The sequence below is a fragment of the Microseira wollei NIES-4236 genome (assembly GCF_020521235.1).
In the GTDB taxonomy this organism is placed as follows: Bacteria; Cyanobacteriota; Cyanobacteriia; order Cyanobacteriales; family Aerosakkonemataceae; genus Microseira; species Microseira wollei.
This window is the reverse complement of record NZ_BLAY01000016.1, coordinates 42,994-61,919: the sequence shown is the minus strand read 5'-3', so window position 1 is coordinate 61,919 and position 18,926 is coordinate 42,994. Positions and strand designations below refer to the sequence as shown.

Below are 18,926 nucleotides of genomic sequence, written 5' to 3'. Positions count from 1 at the left end.
TTCCTTCGCGTCCTACTCTTCGAGAAGACGCGCTGCGCGAATCGCTTCGCTAACGGTGAGAAACCGGGTTTCTTAAATAAACCCGGTTTCTCATGTCATTTTCAACTATCTGAATATATTCTTCCCAATTTGCTTTTACCCAGCTATCTGTAGGAATTTTACTTTGTAAGTTAATTATTGTTCTTCACCTCTATTTAATAAAAAATGGCTAATAGCCTTTCTAAAATTAGCTATTAGCCATTAGCAATTAGCAATTAGCCAACAACAAAATTCACCAATTTCCCCGGTACAACAATCGCTTTTTTAACTGTTTTACCCTCAAGATTGCGCTGCGCGGGTTCGGATTCGCGCGCGTATTTTTCCAACGCTTCTTTATCCAAACTTGCTGGCGCTTGAATCGTACCGCGAGTTTTGCCGTTAATTTGAATCACCAACGTAATTTCATCCACAACCAAGGCAGATTCATCCCATTGAGGCCAAGGTTGTTTGTGAACCGATTCAGTATTGCCAATTATTCGCCATAATTCCTCAGCAATATGAGGCGCAAAAGGCGACAACATGATAACCAAAGTGTTGATGCCTTCTACATAAACTGGCGAATCTTTGCAAGTTGCGTCGGTGATGGCGTTGCTCAATTTCATCAATTCCGATACAGCAGTATTGAATTGATATTCACCCTCTAAATCTTCTGTCACCGCTTTAATTGCGCTATGAATTGCACGGCGCAAGTCTTTTTCATCTTTGGTCAATTGTGCTTGACCGCTGACGACTGACGACTCGCGGGAAGCGAAATCTGTTACTAAACGCCAGACGCGATTTAAGAAGCGAAATTGTCCTTCAACATCCGCATCATCCCATTCCAAATCTTTTTCCGGGGGTGCTTTAAAGAGGATGAACATCCGCGCCGTATCTGCACCGTATTTGCCAATTACATCCCCCGGTGCAACCCCGTTATATTTGGATTTGGACATTTTTTCGTACACCACTTCCAAACTATCTCCAGTTTCGGGGTCTATAGGATTTGTGGGTTCTGCAACTTGCGTGGGAATGACGTATTTCCCGGTGCGACGGTTTTTGTATGTTTTCCCTTGTACCATCCCTTGCGTTAAGAGACGGGAGAAAGGTTCATCGAAGTTGATGAGATTTCTGTCTCGCAATACTTTGGTAAAGAATCGAGAGTAAAGTAAGTGCAAAATTGCATGTTCGATTCCACCTACATATTGATCCACAGGCATCCAATCATTTGTTTTAGCAGAATCAAACACCTGCTGCTCATTCTTCGCATCCGGATAGCGCAAGAAATACCACGATGAATCGATAAACGTATCCATCGTATCGGTTTCTCGTTTCCCAGGCGTGCCGCAAGTTGGACAAGGCACATTTATCCAATCTTCCAACTTAGCCAACGGCGATGCACCGCGACCGCTAAATTCAACATTTTCCGGCAATACAACTGGCAAATCTGCTTCCGGTACTGGCACTATACCGCAATTGGGACAGTGAATCACAGGTATTGGCGCACCCCAATACCGCTGACGAGAAATCAACCAATCTCTCAAGCGATATTGGATGCGCGCTTTGCCATATCCTTGCTTTTCGGCATATTCAATAATCGCCTGTTTTCCTTCAGTCGAATTCATGCCATCAAACTCACCGGAATTAATCATAATTCCCGGTTCTGTATATGCCTCTTTCAACTCTTGTGGTGTAGGCGTCCCGCCTGCATCTGGGGGATAAATTACCACTTGAATTGGCAATTGCTTTTCCTGAGCAAATTTGAAATCCCGCGCGTCGTGTGCGGGTACACCCATCACCGCACCCGTACCATATTCGTACAAGACATAATCGGCAATCCAAATCGGCACTTCTTCCCCAGTAAACGGATTAATTGCCTTTCCACCTGTGGGAATTCCGCGTTTGGGTTTATCTTCCGCCGTCCGTTCTAATTCACTTTGGTTGGATACTTCTTTGATAAAGTCTTCAACCGCTGCTTTTTGTTCGGATGCGGTAACTTTTGGCGTCAAAGGATGTTCTGGCGCGAGTACCACGTAGGTAACGCCATAAACCGTATCGGGACGGGTGGTAAATACGGCAATTTTTTCATCCATTCCCACAATCGGAAATTCCAAATATGCGCCGACAGATTTTCCGATCCAGTTAGCCTGCATTAACTTTACTCGTTCGGGCCAACCTGTCAACTTATCCAAATCGTTGAGCAATTCTTCGGCATATTCGGTAATTTTGAAGAACCATTGTTTGAGCAATTTACGCTCAACTATTGCACCAGACCGCCAAGAACGACCTTCGCTATCGACTTGTTCGTTTGCTAATACGGTTTGGTCGATGGGGTCCCAATTAACGGCGGCTTCTTTTTGATAAGCTAATCCTGCTTGGAGGAATTGCAAAAATATCCACTGCGTCCACTTGTAATAATCGGGAGAACAGGTAGCAACTTCCTTGTTCCAATCGTAGGAAAGACCTAATTGTTGCAACTGCGATCGCATCTGGTCAATATTGCTATATGTCCACTTCGCCGGGTGTATTCCCCTCTCAATCGCGGCGTTTTCGGCGGGAAGTCCAAACGCATCCCATCCCATCGGGTGAAGTACCCGATATCCCTGCATCCGCTTCACCCTCGCTATTACATCCGTAATCGTGTAGTTGCGGACATGTCCCATGTGCAGGTTTCCCGATGGATAGGGGAACATCGACAGCGCATAGAATTTGGGCTTGTCGCTCTCTTTTGGGGTCTGATCTATACTTTGTTGGGCCCAAGTTTTTTGCCAATGCGCCTCTATCTCGGCAGGGTTGTAACGGGACTCCACGGCTATACTGCTCCATAAAACTAATACAACACCGAACATATCCGGACATTGAGGTTTACTTCCTGCTTCAACCAGAGGTGACGGCACTTCTGGAGTCCACAGGCTTGAAATCGGGTTGAGCCAACCCTACTGCACTTTTCATCAGGGGCATTTGCTAAGTTAATCGCAGCATGAAGATCCCGGTCTTCCATGTGTCCACAAGCTCGACAGTGAAACACTCTGTCATTTAACTTCAATCCTTCATGCAGGTGTCCGCACTGACGACATTTTTTTGAGGAGGGATACCAACGCGATACAATCTCCAATTGAGAACCAAAACTGGGAGCCTTGTACTCCAATTGGCGACGAAACTCATAGAATCCTAAATCGCTAATTGCCGATGCTAGCTTGCGATTGGCAATCATCCCTGACACATTCAAGTCTTCAATGCGAATGCGAGCATACTGGCGGCAAATGTCCGTAGTCGTCTTATTCAAAAAGTCAAGGCGTTGATCTGCAACTCGTTTATGCAACCGTGCCAATCGTTGGAAATACTTCTTGGCGTTGTTAGAAGCCCGAATTCCAGTCCTTCTGTTACCGAATTCTTTGTTACGGTTACGGTACTGAAGTTGCTTGAGCTTGGTTATCGCTTTTTTCAGAGGTTTTGGAGCTTCCAACTTGGTTCCATCACTGAGAGTTGCAAACGTCTTCACACCCAAATCAATCCCCACCCGTTGGGTCACTTCATGCTGAATCGGACGAATTTGCTCTGCATCTACCGAGAATGACACATACCATTTGCCAGCTTCACGACTAAGAGTGAAGGTCTGACTCATATAGCTTTCATTCAGGGCTTCTTGCAAGCGAATTGTTCCTATTGTGGGAATCTTGATGGTTTTTCCTGCTTCGACCAAGCATTTGCCATTCCCGTCATAAACCGTAAAAGATTGTTTATCTTTCTTCCGTTTATAAGTGGGGCATTCTGACAGTCCTTCACGCCACCATTTGAACGCCCTCTGCAAGTTTTGAAACGCTGATTGATACACCTTGGATGAGAGTTGATTCATCCAAGCGTTTTCGGGTTGTTTCTTGACGACATTGGTAAAAATCTTCTTGATGGCTTGTATTCTCTTGCTGTCAGAGGCTTTGGGTCCAGCATCAACCGACTGCCAAAACAGGGATAACCCATAATTATAGACTAATCGAGAGAATCCTGTATGTTGCGCCATTCGCGTCATCTCTCGTTGATTCAATTTGAGTTGACGTTTTACTGCAAACACAAGATTCACCTTTAATCCACTATCATCAGTGTAACGCAATTATCGTTACAAGTCTATGGGCAAATACAATCTAAACGTCAGGATTACAGAAGAGGAGCGCCAGATTTTAGACGACTATTGTCAGGCAGTAGAGCGAACTCAGTCCGATGTGATTCGTGAGTTCATTCGTTCCTTAAAACGAAAAACTAAGAAGAGTCCAGATAAGTGCCAATGACCGGAAATGTCCTGTTAATCATGAATTAAATCGCTGCTTCACAGAACTTGGCTAAACTTGCTTAAAGTTCACCATTCAACCAGAAACAGTTTTTGGAGGGTCTGCTTCCTGCTTCAACCTTGGGAGTCGGCTCCTTCTTGTCCACAGGCGTTGAGTGCAGACTTTGCCAGCCGTACTATACCAACAAGTATAACTGGGATCCAGCACCAGTCAATTTTTGCCGCTTTGGAGCTTTGAAACTTACCTAAAATAGCCAAGTTTAGATAAGTTTAGGAAAGAAATTCGTTATGCAAGTCTACCTCCTCCTATTGGTTTGGCGATAATCGCGTCTGCTTCAGTATTTTTACATATCTCAGGTTTGAGAATGTGGGGCGGATCGCTTCGCTATGTGCGATATTGCTCCGCACGCTGTATGCGTTCGCTTTCCGCGAGTGCGTGCGCTGAACTCGCTCAGCCTGCGGTCGGCATATCGATCTTATACTACTTATTGTATTATGTAAATTTCCGATTTACAGGGATGAAGCTAAGCGCCTCTCTTCCTTAAGGCCGAGTCTGGTAACGCGGAATGCTCACCCGATAACTATGCTGGCGATCGCTCAGTCATCATTCATAGGAATTACGCAACAACACTAAATATAGTGTAATGGTGCCTTACTCTCATGGCTAACGCACCCTACATATAGAAAATTTGCGTAAGCCCTAATTCATACAATACTTTACACAGCATTCAAATTTACTTTCTAGTTTGCGTCCCCTTACGGGTAATTCTGAATAGAAATCTTCTAGGACTGCCATCCCCTCTAGGTCATCCTTATAAGTTTCCATCCCCGTGAGGGGAAGAGTTAGAAGCAGATTCGGATATTTGAAATATCTGAAACGGTCACTTTTTTTGTTAATAAGTTTCCATCCCCTTACGGGTAATAAGCAACCACAACTCTGCTTTTTTAATACCGTTCGCAACCTGATTCAGAGGGAAATATCTGAATCAGTTGCTTTTTTTGTTAATAAAGTCAGAGTTAATGTCTGAACTCTATTAATTTCAAACGCTTACATGGTAAGCTGTCTGAGGTGGTTAGCAAATTTGTGCAATTTGCCAGATTATAGCAACCGCTTCAGATATATTACTCCCTTCCCCGTCTTCTCTTCGTGTCCTAGCGCTAACGCGCGTCCAATAACACGAATTATTCGGGAGGGAAATGAGTAATTATTATTCTACTGGAGATGGCGGAAATTGTCTAGCTAGCAAATGTTAAAAGTTTTTGTATACGGAACTCTCAAACCTGGGGAAATAAATTATCAACGATTGTGTGCGGGTAAGGTAATCGAGGAAAAAAAAGCGATCGCCCAAGGTCACTTATTTGCCTTACCATTTGGTTACCCAGCAATGACCCCAGGCGATGGACGAGTTCAAGGATGTGTGCTGACTTTTGCTGACCCAGAAGTTCTACAGGCGCTCGATCGGCTAGAAGATTACCATCCAGAGCGTCCACCCGAACATAACGAGTATAATCGACAACTTATAGAAACATTTAACTTATCTGGCGAACCCTTAGAAACTGCTTGGGTTTACTTAATGAGTCCCTTGCGAGTCCGCAGCTATGGAGGTATATTTTTACCCTCTGGATCTTGGAGTAATTGCGGAGATTCTCCTTCTCCTTAGTGTAGCTCCTTACCGTGGCTGGGAGCGGTGCTAGAATGCGGCAAAGACTTGACGGGGGATGCAACCGCAGCTTTGGGAATATAGACCAGCGGTTCGTTCAAAGCGACCATCAGGGGTTCGGCAGTTGGGGTGGGAGATTGGGCTAGCTGGGGCGAGAATGAATTGCGACCGGGCAAAACAGTTGCCAAAGCGCCGACGAACAAGGCAGCGATCGCTACTCCACCCCATCGCAAGGCGCGGGTTGGACGGCGGCGGTCAAGTTTAGCAAACACTGCATCTACTGTTTGTTGCACAGGCACTGCTTGCGGCGCTGACATTGTGGTTAGGGTTTGGCGCAACTTCAGCAGCCGATTATACAGGCGCTGCACTTGCGGGTCGGTATCGAGCCATTCCTGGACTTGGCGGCGTTCTGCGGCTGTTACCTCGCCATCCAGGTAGGCACTGAGTAACTCAAAGCGATCGCGTTTTTGCATATCCAGGGTTCCTAAAGGGGAATTTTCCACCTTTGGAGATGGCAAATCTTCAAAAGAATGGGATGACAGATTTTTGTGAGATTCAAACTCAGGGGTCATTTTAAATCACTTCCAAGTCAGACAAATAAAACACAGCGGTTGCGTGCGCTCTAGTTTACTACGGCTCTCAAAATTCTACTACCGATCTTAGGTAACAAGAAAGTCCTTTGCTTCTAGCAGTTGACAGATTTCCATCAGGCAGTTGCCAAAATTGGCTCTCAAGAGAATTTTAACGCTCGTCCAGATATTTTTGCAACTGGGACTGGAGTCTAGACCTTGCTCTAGCGATTCTCGATTTTACCGTTCCCAAGGAAACCCCGGTGATTTCGGCAATTTCCTCGTAGGCCATGCCTTCGATTTCCCTTAATACAATTGTAGTGCGAAACGCTTCGGGCAACTCGGCGATCGCTTGGTGCAACTGCTCGTAGAACTCGCGGGTGGTCAGCTGATCGAAGGGTCCGGGATCGTCGGTGGCAATTTCCCAGTCCATCTCGCCATCTTCCAGGGTTCTGGGGGCATCTAACGACAGGGGTGGAGACACGCGCTTGCGCTTGCGTAACTCATCGTAAAACAAGTTCGTCGCGATGCGGCCCAGCCACCCCCGGAACTTGACAGGATCTTGCAAGCGTTTGATATGGCGATACACTCGAATCCAAACTTCTTGGGCTAAATCGGCGCGGTCTTGCCAATCGGGGGCCAAGTGATACAATAGGCGGTCAACGTGGGACCCATAGCGACGCATCAGTTCGGCAAAAGCCGAGCGATCGGGACGCAGTCCAGATTGACAGCGTAAAACTAAATCGTGGTTAGGGAGGTTTTCAGGTGTTGGCACTTGCCTGTTATGAACCCTTACCTCAACGGTAGAGCAGGATATGGGAATTGACTGAGTCATGGGCAACTATTGGCTCTACAAGTTTCATTGCCAATGACGCTGCCCCATTTTGAGAAGTTCCCCCAATTTGTCCCACGAGTCAAGCCCCGATCCCCCCTAACCCTCCTTGTTGCTACAGCATGGATGGGGCATTTCCGGAAACAGCGGCCAAAAATCCGCGAAAATTCGGAATAATGGGTCAATCTTGTGGTTTTACAATCCCTAACACAGGCAAAAAGATATCGCAAGTAACGGCTATGTTAAAACATGACTTTCTCCGCCGCAGCTTGGTGCTGTTCTGTGCTGGTACTGGCATTCTCTTAATTTTGGCGCAGTGGCGGACGGTTGCTTCCACGACTGCAACTGCTGTTGATTCATTGTTAGCGCCGTCACTTGCGCCTGTTCCCCCGCCTGCTAGAGTGAATGGGTTGCATTTGAGGGTGGATTTAAGCTTACGCCGCGTTTTTCTATATCGAAGCGATCGCCAGTTAGCCAGCTACCCCATAGCAGTCGGTCAGCGGGGATGGGAAACGCCTCTCGGCGCTTACCAAGTGATGGAAATGCAAAGATACCCGGTTTGGCGTCATCCCCTCACCGACGAGATCGTACCCCAAGGACGAGATAATCCTTTAGGCAGTCGCTGGATCGGTTTTTGGGATGACGGACGCCATCACATCGGATTTCACGGTACTCCTGACGCTAAATTAGTCGGACAACCTGTTTCTCACGGTTGTTTGAGAATGCGAAATGCAGATATCCAAACGTTATACGAGCAAGTTTCTCTCGGCACGCCAGTCATCGTCGAGGACTAGGCTACCGTTGAGCCAATCCGCTTCAGTATCACCAAAGTTATATCATCAAACACCTTTTGTTCAAAACTCCTACAAGCTTCTTGTTATCATCGTAAACTGGATAGCTAGAAGAGATAGATAAAATCTCTTGATTGTCTCCTCCCCCTGTCCAGCGATAAATTTTACTCCACAGGGGTTTACCGGCTTTAACTGCATCTGCATACCAGGGTTCTAGGGTAAAATCATATTCCCCAGTAATATCGTGTCCGGTTGCATCGGTTGCGTTTGGAGAGCTGGGGGAGCAAAGGGGATGGGGGAGCAAAGGGGAGAAAAAACGCTTTTTCGCACAATCAACTATACACAACTGATCTCTCGCGGACATGATATAAAAAGCAAGTTCGTGCGGTTTCCCTTATCGTCAGTAGCATACCTGGAAAGCTTGTTACTCTGAGAGCGGTTAAAAACCTCAACTACTACCTGATTCCGGTTTTTAGAGTCAAAGGTGACTCCAATAAATTCACCTTTCTGATTTGCATAGTTAATATAGCCTACCTGAAAAACCTGGAGTTGTTTTCTGAAAACCCGCTCGATAGTGCGAAAGTCTTCTAGATTAATTAAACCTGAATTAAGCGCATCCAAATTAATTTGATTGCTCTGATGCGGAGTTTTGAGGTAATTGTTAAGGTACTGGTGTACGCGGGTTGAAGCTTCAGATTGAAGTTGGTTAACTAGCTGCTGAATTCCTCGTTGTCCCTTGGGAAAGGAAAACCAGCCCACCAGTTTGGTCGCAGCCACAATCGGAATAATGAAAGGAATAACCAAGACATTACTCAGGCGAAATTTTTCCCTAAACTTGCCTTGATTCTGGCTCGCTACTTCTTCAGACATTGTGTTTTGACTATTACTTTAGTTCATAGCCTAACACTTATATCCGGTAATTGGTGGCTTTAGCGGAATTGAAATATTACTAATGTTTAAGGTTGTCACTGCCTTTTCCATATCAAGCAATAGTTTATTTAACGCAAGTTGCTAGTTATAAAATTGGGCGTTGCTAATGGCTAATTGCCAGCTGGCTAATTGCTAAGGGAGCATTTTTCCCGAGGGATCCATTAGCCATTAGCCATTAGCCGCTCCCAGAGAGATAACTAGCAACTTGGGTTATTTAGTTTGTCATTATCAACCACCTGTTGTACAACAATGAGAAGAACCTGAGTGCCATTTTGAGGTAAATTTAGAATATATAGCCATTTTCAGTCGCATCAACAGGGGGTAGGGACACGGCAGGAGAAAAACTTTGAGTTAACGACAAAATTTACTGATGCCCTGTCCCTACAATGTTATGCTGCACCCAATGGAAAACCGCTGTATATCCTTTTTGGATGTATTGCGCTCGCGGGGAGCAAGTTTATCTGCAACGCTGCCAACAGACAAAAAAAATAAGTTATTAGTTATTAGTTGAGCGCGAAAACTAATAACTAATAACTAACAACCGATAGCTAATAGGGAATCAGAGATCGCTGGAAGAACTGACATCGGGTTTAGCTTCAAAATTAGGGGCGTAAGCCTGAAGCAGAGAACTCACCTGTTGGATCATATCCCTTGGCATACTCTTGCCGATGGGTTGCCGTTCTGGGAAGATATCGGGGCGATCGAGATTGCGAAGCAGCGCTTCCCTGACTTGGTGAGCTATTAAATCAAGTAGCTCTTCTTTGGCTCGCTTGCGCTGGTAAGCTGCGCCTTCTTCCGTCGTAGCATAGAGCGGGGGAAGCCGATTGAGGGCATAAGCCGCGATGTCGCCCACATCGAGAACGTGTTCGGTGGTGGCTTCAATTTCCGCTACCCTTGCGATCGCCTCTGTCAACACCAATTCTTCCATCACGTTGATAAACTGCTTGCGCGGAACTGCGACCACTTCCCCAGTTAACAAAGCACCCATCAGCCGATCCAGAGCCATATACTCTTCAATCGAAAGCTCACTCGCCGTGTCGCAGATCCGCGCCACCTCGGCTTCCATCGCTGGGGTGAGATAACCATCTTGCAACGCCTGTTCCACAATGTTTTCAATACTCATAATGCCTCAACCACTTCCAGGCTTTGTTGCGCGAGCAACATCGCTCTGATTTTTGCTTACTTTTTGACATTCCCCGCTCTCAAGATACGGGGATTCTTGGAGAGCAGACTCACCTAAGAGCAGCAGGGTAGCCCCAACTGCCCAAGATGGTAAGTCTCCACGGCAGTCGCTCATGGGGCAGACCCCCAAGACCGCGCTGCCTCCCAAGCGTAGGTTCCCGTGTGCCCCACGGTACGCAGTCCTAATCTAAGGATATTGACACTGGCGTTTACATCTCTATCTGCTACATACCCGCAATGCAGGCAAATATGGGTCCTGACTGACAAAGATTTCTTGAGTACTTTCCCACAGTTGGAACACTTTTGACTGCTATAGTGTCGCAGGACTGCAACCGTCACTTTTCCATAATTAATTCCAAAGTATTCCCACCAGCTTAAGACGATCATCGCGTTATTCAAAAGTTTGATTTTTCCAAGGTAGCGGATCGACGGACTTTCCGTTGACGTATAACCCCCAGTGCAGGTGGGGACCCGTCGATGCACCTGTGGAACCTATAGCACCGATGACTTGACCTGGCCCGACAAAATCTCCCTCCTGCACGTCGATGCGGCTGAGGTGCAGAAACACGCTGGTCACGCCTTGACCGTGGTCGATGCCGATGGTGTTCCCGTGCAGGCGGAACCCGTCGGCAAGGCGTCCTACCAGCGCTACCCGCCCCGCTGCTGGCGCAAATACGGGGGAACCCATCCCACCGGCATAATCAAGCCCGCGATGGAAATAATCGTTGGCAAACACCCCATTGTAGTAGCGGCGGACGCCGTAGACAGTGCTGATGCGACCTCGGTTTGGCCTCACAAACGGTCCACTCCAGTATTTTTCTGGTGTCACTAATTGCCGAAAAGCCCTGACGCGGTTTAGTTCGTACTCGGTTGGTCGCATCCCGCCGCTGGCTGAAGAACGTATGCGCAGGCGTTGCACGGGAAAGGTTCGCCCATTCACTCGCAACGATAGGTTTTGCACCTGACCGTCTCCGGGGTTGACTTTAAGATCCCAGGTTCCCGGTTTGTCTAGGGGTGTCGTTGGTAACAAAGCCCGAAATCGATTTTGACCGATGGGAAAGGTTGGGTAGGTTTGCTGTTGCATCGAAACCGTTGGAGGTGTTCCACCCGCCTCTGTTTCAATTACGACTTTTATGGTATCGCCCAGCAATGCGGTGCTAGGTGTTACCTGCACTTGAGGGGCGACTGCTGCCGTTGCAGTTATTGTGGCGATACTGATGGCAATTCCTAGTGCAAGGCTGGTGGTAATTTTGTTTAATCTTAAACGGGGGATTTGCTGGGTTAGCTGAGATTTGGGTAACGCCTTCCGCTGATGTCTGGATTGATGCAATGGATACACGATAGACCCTTTTGAATGTAAAACTATTGCTGCTATTGACTGTTTTCCACAACAAGTTAAATGTACGATAGCGCGAGCAGCTTTTGCCAAAAAATTTATCAACCAGGACGAGACGCGCTTGCACCCCCTCTAAGAGGGGGGATTGGGGGGAGCGGGACTTTTAAGTCCCGTCAGGTAACGTCGTGATGACGCTGCTACTCAATATATCTCCTCACAGTCTCGCTACTAACATTCCCAGCAGTGGAAACAAAGTAAGGTAGTTTCAATAAGTGCGGAAATTCTTGTTGCAAATATCTAGAACTCCTGCCTTTATACGCACTAGCAACGCAAGTGCTACTCTCCGCAAGGCGGAACGTTGATCAACAAATGCACGTAGTCGGGCATAATCTCCAAAGCGATGATATTCGATTGATTATCTGGGCAAACCTCCCAGATAATCTGCCATTGCCTAGTTTCTACATCGCTGGCTAAAACCTTCTTCCGTCTTTTTGGTATCCAGACTAAATGATAGTTTACCAAGGCGACGGAATTTTTGTTTCGGCGGTACTGTTGCATTTTTGGTTGGCATCGATTAGTATTTACTCTATACAAAAATAATACAGCTACAAAGAGAACAGTTCATTCAGGGTAACTACTGCGATATCAGGACTAGAGCTACTGCTTGTCCACTAAGGTGCTTTGTCAGCAAGAACGGTGCATCTCTTGAACCTTGGAAGGACACCAAAGTAGACTTTGAAGCGAAGGCCAAAAATCCTCGCCGCAGCGAGTCGTGACATTCAAATTACGGCATTACCACAGTTAAAACTAGCTAGACCCTGGTACGGAGAAATTGATTCAACCGTAATGCAACCAGAGAATGTAAAACGGTTAGATGTTGCCTACAATAATTTTTTTGAAGGCAGGGGTTTTCCGAAACAGGACTGACGCAGGTCGATGCCATCACCAAAGTTTCGACCATGATCTCTAGTTTCCCAAGCCACGATTTTTCCAAGAAACTTTGGTGTTTGCGTCAGTTTTGCGAAATTCAAAAACCACAGCAATTTCACCGACTTCACATACGCGGTTGGGGTAAAAATTAAAGCGAATAAAGTCTATTTACCCAAACTGGGTTGGATGGGGTTTCACAACTCTAGACCTGTGCCGGATGGGTTCACCATTAAATCCGTTACCGTCCGGCAGCGCCAAGATGGTTGGTATATTTCGGTCAGAATTGAGGAGAAAACCGTACCCGATTATGCTGCCTTTGTCTTGAGGGGAAGTCAAGTCGATTATTGGTGGCGATTTAGGCATCACCAAGTTTGAAAATCCTAAGTTTGCTACCAATAAAAGGACGAAACATCTGCTTAAAGTTAGACAGTGCCGAGTCAGTCGCAAGGTTAAAGGTAGCAACAAACGCTTGCAAAGCGTCCCAGAAGATTGGGCGCTTGCATAAAAAGATTGCTGCTCAACGGCAAGCTCGCTCAGTGGTGGGTTGCGAAGACTATTACCTGAGATAAGTTTAGCCAAGTTCTGTAGAGCAAATAGTTACAATATTACTCCAGGCGCGCCGGAAGAATAACTATTTAAGAAACCGCGTTAGCGTTCGCTAACGCTTGCGGATGCGCTTAGGGATTCAAGGGTAGCGAATTAGACAGGAAGAAGAAAGAGGTAGATAGTCTTCTATCGCGAAAGGAGTAATTATGCAAAGAAACCGGGTTGCTACGATCGTCGTGGGTAAGTCCTGTACAAAATACCTGGAACGGGTGAGGCGTTGATACAGAAACCTGTGTATAGCTGGAAGTAACATCCTACCACGCTGACTGCCAGCAGTACAGCGATCGCTCTGCCAAATTCGCTATCGCGCCGCTTCGCTAACAGGATGGGGGATTCCTATTTACTTCCCCTTCCTGATGTCGTAACTTTTGCCAGCAGCTTCACATCTAAAATATCGGTTTTGAGGCTCTCCACATATGACATATCGCGCCAATCGCCCGATTGAAATTATTCTCAGAGTCTACCCTGATTCCGCTTTGCTGGAAGGCTTAGACCTATGGCTAAGTCTGGGATTATTAACTGAAATTCAAGTTAGACGCTTGTGTCAAGAACATCTAACTTGTCCCCTTCCCACTATTGCGCCTGTTGTTACCTCCTCACCCAGTGAAACTGCTGATATCGTCACAGTCCCAGATTTGGTTCTCCCAACCCCGCCTACGCCTGCTGCAAGCACAACGATCGCTAAGAGCAAACCCGCTCGTTCTAGTGGGTTGTTGCAGTCTTTTATGGCAGAAGTTAGCGTTTTGTGGCTGCTATTTTTGGGTGTATTTCTCATAGTTGTATCCTCAGCAGTTCTGGCGGCGAGTCAATGGCGTAATTTCTCTCCTGTCGGACAATACGGGATTTTATTCGCTTACACTTTAGTATTTTGGGTAATTAGTGCTTGGGCGAGAAGACAGTCGAATTTACAGCTAACTGCCAGAATGCTGCAAGTAACGACGCTATTAATTATTCCCGTCAATTTTTGGATGATGGACGGGTTTAAATTGTGGAATTTCCCGTTGGGATGGATTGTCGCACCAGTAGCAGCATTGTCTCTCACGGCTATTTTAGTTAATCTACTGGAACGAAGTCTTTCCGCCTCCCGCCTAACTTTAGCGAACAGTATCGGTTTAAGTTGGCTGCATTGGGGTTGGTCGCTGACGAATTTTCCCCTAATTGCGACGTATATCGGTACAATTGGCACGGCGTTAACGCTGTTTTATCAAAGTCGAAGGCGCAGAGTAGAAGCAGGAGTAAGCATCTCTAATTCTATTTCTCTTGGCGGTATTACTATCACCTTTGCGACGCTTTTGCTGGTGGGGAGAGCAATTTTAGCCGCGAAAATTCCTATCAGTAACCTTGGTTTGGCGTTGGGAATTTGTGGTTGGTTGCTAGGTTGGTTATCTCGGCGCGAACGCACGGGTGAAATCTGGTCAAACCTTGGCTGGGTGTTACTTTTAGCTGGTTGGTTGGTTGCGGTTGCGGAAATACCCCAACAAGCGATCGCCGTCAGCGTTTTAGCTTTATGGCTACTAGCAGATAGACTCTTCCTACTCAAGCAAGCTGCCGATTTAATCGCGCTATTTTTAGTTGGGTTACAAAGTTTTTGGTTGCTGTGGCGCGCGATTCCTTTCCCATTGCGGCAAGAAGTTATTGCTTTTGGCATTCGCCTTGCCGGAAACGAGTTTATGCCTCAAGCATTAATCGGATTGGGCGTTTTTCCTTACGTCATATTAACGCTAGTTTTAGCAGCTTATCTGCGGCGACAAGAGGAGGAAGGATTGGCGCTGCAAGCAGAAGGGATGGCGTTAATTCTGGGTTTATTTTTAACGATTGTTAGTTATTTCAATCCTCTAGTTCGCGTTATCAACTTGCTACTATCTTTTATTACCCTTGCGGTTGTGGTTATCCTCCGGACTGCGGCGGGAACGGGGTTAATTTACTTAACCCATATTGCTGGACTGGTAACAATTGCGGCTTGGATTAATTATGGCTTCCCCAATCTAACGGTAAATACTTGGTTACTAATTCTGTTAGGCGGCGCGATTGCCGAATGGATTTTTAGCATTGGCACTAACTGGCAGCAATGGCGGCGCAGTTCCTGGCATTTGGGTTTAGTACTAGCGGCAATAAGCTACACTCAATTATTCAATCCCGCTTTAAAAAATCCCACAGATTGGTATCTTGCTTGGTTGGTTGTACCAGCTGCGCTGACTTTGCTATCTTATCTCCCCAACTTTCCCGAACCTAAATTGGCAAACTGGCTGAGCGTTACTGCTCTTTTGGCAATTCAACCTTTAACAATAATTTCTACTACGCCACGGTTAGTGAGTTTAGGAATTGCCACCATTCTGATGCTGCTGAATACGCAAAACTTGCCAGAATTAATAGCAGCATTGCTAACAGTTGGATTTGGTTTATGCTTCGGCGGTGCTGCGATTTGGGAAGTATTTTCCCCACGCATGACAATAGGTTGGTGGGTGACAGTTTTAGCGATCGCGCCTTTGATTCTCTGGTTACTCCACAGTTGGCTGAGAAAAGGTTCTAGCCGCCTGCGCCAAGTTTATACCCAAGCAACCGATGCTTGGGCGATCGCGCTAACGATTCCTACCCTAACTTTCCTGATCGGCTACAATGTCACCGCCTATTGGTATCCTTCTGTCACGGCTTTTGAATTTATCGTTGCATCTGGATTTATTACCGTTGGTTTGGTTTATCGTTGTTGGAATTTACCTACTAACGTCAGCTTTTACAGTCTGGCGCTAGCTGTAGAATTGCTTGTTGCGAGTATAATCGCCTCAATCAATCGTTCCCCCGTATGGTTAGCGATCGCTACCCTCGCTCTCGGTTTAACTACTCAACTCGCTGGCGATTTCGTGGCAGGTAGGCGAGTAACAAATCCATACCTTTCGAGTTGGCACGCTATCCCCATTTTCTATGCAATTTTAGGATTAATTATTGCCCATCACAAGTTTGATACTTACACTGGCTTATATACTCTAGCTGCGGCTTTAGTTGGGATTGGAATTGGGCGGCGAAACGTTAACTTTAAACCGATTTCCTATTTATCTATTTTCGGTGTTTCCGCTGCAGCTTACGAGTTATTAATTTATCAACTAATGCAAGCTAAAGCAGGCAATCCGGGAGATGGATTAACTTTATTGGCAGCTTTGGCGACGGCGATCGCTATTTCTCAAAGATTATTTGCTCGCTGGTTGTTTCCCTACCTGCGTCTGGATAATTCCGAATTAAAAGCGATCGCTCACTTGCACTGGGTTGCTGGTAGCGGATTAATATTACTAGCATTAGTTAGTTCCCTCAGCACTCCAGGGGAAAAAATTTGGTTAGCAGTAACCACAATCTTAGCCGCTTATGCGCTGATTCAAGGTCGTTCGACTGCAAGCTGGACATATGCAGGGATTGTGGAATTAGGCATAGCAATTGCCTATGGGTTGCATCTAGTTTTACTCGATGCAGTATTGCTTAATTGGTCGGCAGCGATCGCTTGCTTTTTTGCCTATTTTATGTACGTTCTGCCCTGGACAAGTTGGGGATGGTCGGCGACGCCTTGGCAAAATTCGGCAATGTTACTGCCAATTTCGATTATCTTCCTCAATGGATCGAGCGTTTCTATCCAAAGTTTGCTGCTGGTCGCGGCATTTTATGCTTGGATTGCCAAAGCGCGATCGCAAGTCCGCCTCAGCTATCTCAGCGTTGGATTGGCAAATTGGGCAACGATCAGAATATTCAACGCACAATCCATCACCGAACCTTTATGGTACGCTCTGCTTTGGGGCGGGTCGTTATTATACGTCGCACAAATCGATCCCGAATTGCGATCGCCTTCAGGAAGGGAAACGCGCCACCTGCTTCGCTGTTTGGCAATCGGACTGATTTGTTTTACCGCTCTTTATCAAGCTGAAGTAGGAATTTACGGTATTTCTCCCCTGTTTTTAGGATTTCTGACAATTGGTTTAGCGATTGTCGCGATTCTCATTGGTATCGCCTTGCGGGTGCGAGCATTTCTCTACATTGGCACGCTGACGTTTATCATTAGAGTATTGCGGCAAGTTTGGCTATTTATCAACGATTATTCCTTATTTTTGTGGGCTATTGGGATTGTTGTTGGTTCCCTATTAATTTGGATAGCGCTAACATTTGAAGCGCGGCGGAGTCAAGCGATCGCTTTTGTCCAATATTGGATGACGGAATTAGAAAATTGGGAGTAATTGCTAATTGCTAATTGCTAATTGCTAATTGCTAATTGCTAATTGCTGCGATCGCGTTGAGTAATATCAAATCCGGGAACAAAGTTTGTGTATAATTTTTGATTTTGTAGGGGCGGGTTTTACGAGAGATCCAGGACTGACGCAAAAAAACTTTGGTGAAATCGATTAATCGTGGGTTTGGAGTCGCGAGATTGACGCATCACCAAAGTTTTTGGCCCCGCGTGCTAATGTCCTGAGATCTTTGATCGCAGCGCCAAGAATAAATAAACCCGCCCCTTGTGTGGCACATTGATGGGAAAACATTATTATTGTAGGGGCACGGCACCAATAGGCTTTGCTCTTAACTCGAAGGTTTTTTGCTGCCGTGCCCGTGCAATCAAAGTTGAGCCACTCCGCGCTCTAAAGATGCGCGGATTCAGGCTAGGAGTTGGGGAAAGCTTTTCGCCCTGAACCTCGAGGGACAGCTATCTGGCTGGACTTTCCTAGCTATGGGGCGATACCCTCACCAGGGGAATCAGCCACCTGCTTGAGGAGGCGCTTACTTGCTTGCGAAAGGATGATGATTCTGTCTTTTTACCGCCCGCCGGAACGGCTCCGTCCCTGAATGTTGTTGACATTCCGTAAAAAGACCATCCTGATTAGGGCAGTCGATTCGGGTACTGAACGACTGGATTTTCGCCAACTTCTCAGCAATTTCAGCTATAGAAGTTTGTTTTTTGGCGTTAATTTTTTATTGCATTATGCACCACAAAAAACAACCTATTATAAAACCATGTTTGGTGCAAGTTGTTAGATAGAAAACTTAATAATTGTGACAGCGAATAAATTCGCCCGCGTCAACTTTCCGCCCCGCAATAAATTGACGGGGCTACCAGCCTCTTGTTTCATTGTGGTGTAGGTGTTTGCAACTGTCGTAACTGCTGTATCTCGGCGTCTACATTCAGCAATTCGGGTGGTACTTTTTCGGGAACTACCCACAAAGAAACGATATGCTCGCGTCTGGGACCTTTGACTATTTCGATTCTCTCGGGTTTCCAGATACCCATGTTGAAGTCGTGGGAGACGATGCGAGTACCTGGTTTTAATGTTCTCAGCAGGGTTGGTCTTAGCCTTAAATTGAGTTCGGGTAACAAGTATAAGGTGACGACACTTGCTTTGCTGATGTCGGTTTGAAATAAGTCTTGTTCGAGGAACTGGACGCGATCGCTTACTTTCGCCTTTTCAGCATTTGCCGTTGCTTGCTTCACCAGTTTCGGGTCAATTTCTATACCAATGCCTTTCGTGCCAAACTTTTGTGCTGCGGTAACGACAATGCGCCCGTCGCCGCTGCCAAGGTCGTAAAGTACGTCATTTTTCCCCACTTTTGCCATTTCCAGCATTTTATCGACGACTACTTGCGGTGTGGGTACGTAAACCACATCGGGAACCTTTTTCGGAGTTGGCGTGGCGGGTGTGTTGGCAGCAGGGGGCGTTGTCACCTGTTTAGGCGGAACTTGCTCGGTGCAACCTGCGAGTACTAAGCTGGTTGCGATCGCGGTTGTCATTGCGACCTTTAGTAGTTGCATTCCCATAAAATCTTCC

General features: G+C 46.4%; 16 protein-coding genes and 2 pseudogenes. 7 read left to right on the top strand and 11 right to left on the bottom strand.

All coding sequences use genetic code 11. The features are described 5' to 3' along the window. Window positions 1-254: 254 nt before the first annotated feature. Window positions 255-2,825: a leucine--tRNA ligase gene (gene leuS, locus MiSe_RS07440; RefSeq protein ID WP_226576865.1), complete on the bottom strand. Its 2,571-nt coding sequence runs from the start codon at window positions 2,823-2,825 to the stop codon at window positions 255-257. A 20-nt stretch (window positions 2,826-2,845) separates the two neighbouring features. Beyond that, window positions 2,846-4,084 carry an RNA-guided endonuclease InsQ/TnpB family protein gene (locus tag MiSe_RS07435; RefSeq protein ID WP_226576835.1) on the bottom strand — a complete coding sequence of 413 codons (1,239 nt, stop codon included), beginning with the start codon at window positions 4,082-4,084 and terminating at the stop codon, window positions 2,846-2,848. Window positions 4,085-4,139: 55 nt separating this feature from the next. Here MiSe_RS07435 and MiSe_RS07430 point away from each other — a divergent pair, with 55 nt between their 5' ends. Together MiSe_RS07430 and MiSe_RS07425 are read left to right on the top strand one after the other, a co-directional pair. After that, window positions 4,140-4,298: a hypothetical protein gene (locus MiSe_RS07430; RefSeq protein WP_226576833.1), complete on the top strand. Its 159-nt coding sequence runs from the start codon at window positions 4,140-4,142 to the stop codon at window positions 4,296-4,298. A gap of 1,246 nt (window positions 4,299-5,544) precedes the next feature. Continuing rightward, a complete protein-coding gene (locus tag MiSe_RS07425; RefSeq protein ID WP_226576830.1) occupies window positions 5,545-5,958 on the top strand; it encodes a gamma-glutamylcyclotransferase family protein in 414 nt (137 codons plus the stop codon). Here MiSe_RS07425 and MiSe_RS07420 read toward each other — a convergent pair. Together MiSe_RS07420 and MiSe_RS07415 are read right to left on the bottom strand one after the other, a co-directional pair. Further along, entirely contained in the window at window positions 5,955-6,530 is a 576-nt protein-coding gene (locus tag MiSe_RS07420) for an anti-sigma factor family protein (protein WP_226576827.1), read from the bottom strand. The genes MiSe_RS07425 and MiSe_RS07420 overlap by 4 nt on opposite strands. 169 nt (window positions 6,531-6,699) lie before the next feature. After that, entirely contained in the window at window positions 6,700-7,362 is a 663-nt protein-coding gene (locus MiSe_RS07415; RefSeq protein WP_226576824.1) for a sigma-70 family RNA polymerase sigma factor, read from the bottom strand. A gap of 236 nt (window positions 7,363-7,598) precedes the next feature. Here MiSe_RS07415 and MiSe_RS07410 point away from each other — a divergent pair, with 236 nt between their 5' ends. Then, on the top strand, window positions 7,599-8,153 hold the full coding sequence (locus MiSe_RS07410; RefSeq protein ID WP_226576821.1) for a L,D-transpeptidase: 555 nt from the start codon (window positions 7,599-7,601) through the stop codon (window positions 8,151-8,153). A 37-nt stretch (window positions 8,154-8,190) separates the two neighbouring features. Here MiSe_RS07410 and MiSe_RS07405 read toward each other — a convergent pair whose 3' ends face one another. After that, window positions 8,191-8,514: a cache domain-containing protein gene (locus tag MiSe_RS07405; RefSeq protein WP_226576818.1), complete on the bottom strand. Its 324-nt coding sequence runs from the start codon at window positions 8,512-8,514 to the stop codon at window positions 8,191-8,193. After that, window positions 8,487-9,020, bottom strand: coding sequence for a hypothetical protein (locus tag MiSe_RS07400; RefSeq protein ID WP_226576815.1), 534 nt, complete (start codon window positions 9,018-9,020; stop codon window positions 8,487-8,489). Before MiSe_RS07400 ends, MiSe_RS07405 begins: the two co-directional genes overlap by 28 nt. A 430-nt stretch (window positions 9,021-9,450) precedes the next feature. Between MiSe_RS07400 and MiSe_RS07395 the strand changes: the two genes are divergently transcribed. Next, the gene (locus MiSe_RS07395; protein ID WP_226576812.1) at window positions 9,451-9,591 is read left to right on the top strand and encodes a hypothetical protein; all 141 of its coding nucleotides are present in this window, start codon (window positions 9,451-9,453) and stop codon (window positions 9,589-9,591) included. A 48-nt stretch (window positions 9,592-9,639) separates the two neighbouring features. Here the strand turns inward: MiSe_RS07395 and MiSe_RS07390 are convergent, their stop codons facing one another. From MiSe_RS07390 to tnpA, 4 genes and pseudogenes are all read right to left on the bottom strand, one after another. After that, window positions 9,640-10,203 (bottom strand): late competence development ComFB family protein, encoded by a 564-nt coding sequence (locus tag MiSe_RS07390; protein WP_226576809.1) that lies wholly within the window; start codon window positions 10,201-10,203, stop codon window positions 9,640-9,642. 81 nt (window positions 10,204-10,284) lie between these two features. Next, a pseudogene (locus tag MiSe_RS07385) lies at window positions 10,285-10,637 on the bottom strand (zinc ribbon domain-containing protein); the annotation flags it as partial. 16 nt (window positions 10,638-10,653) lie between these two features. Continuing rightward, complete coding sequence (locus MiSe_RS07380) at window positions 10,654-11,592, bottom strand: M23 family metallopeptidase (protein WP_444980470.1); 939 nt, start codon at window positions 11,590-11,592, stop codon at window positions 10,654-10,656. A gap of 203 nt (window positions 11,593-11,795) precedes the next feature. Further along, window positions 11,796-12,156 (bottom strand): annotated as a pseudogene (tnpA, locus tag MiSe_RS07375) (IS200/IS605 family transposase). 177 nt (window positions 12,157-12,333) lie between these two features. Here tnpA and MiSe_RS07370 point away from each other — a divergent pair. The 3 genes from MiSe_RS07370 to MiSe_RS07360 all read left to right on the top strand — a co-directional run bounded on the left by MiSe_RS07370 (window position 12,334) and on the right by MiSe_RS07360 (window position 17,345). Next, a complete protein-coding gene (locus tag MiSe_RS07370; protein WP_226576802.1) occupies window positions 12,334-12,525 on the top strand; it encodes a hypothetical protein in 192 nt (63 codons plus the stop codon). A 213-nt stretch (window positions 12,526-12,738) separates the two neighbouring features. Next, window positions 12,739-12,903 (top strand): hypothetical protein, encoded by a 165-nt coding sequence (locus MiSe_RS07365; RefSeq protein WP_226576799.1) that lies wholly within the window; start codon window positions 12,739-12,741, stop codon window positions 12,901-12,903. 647 nt (window positions 12,904-13,550) lie between these two features. Continuing rightward, a complete protein-coding gene (locus MiSe_RS07360; RefSeq protein ID WP_226576796.1) occupies window positions 13,551-17,345 on the top strand; it encodes a hypothetical protein in 3,795 nt (1,264 codons plus the stop codon). An 884-nt stretch (window positions 17,346-18,229) separates the two neighbouring features. On the opposite strand, the gene MiSe_RS07355 is transcribed toward MiSe_RS07360, so the two are convergent. After that, window positions 18,230-18,910, bottom strand: coding sequence for an SAM-dependent methyltransferase (locus MiSe_RS07355; protein WP_226576793.1), 681 nt, complete (start codon window positions 18,908-18,910; stop codon window positions 18,230-18,232). Window positions 18,911-18,926 lie beyond the last annotated feature (16 nt).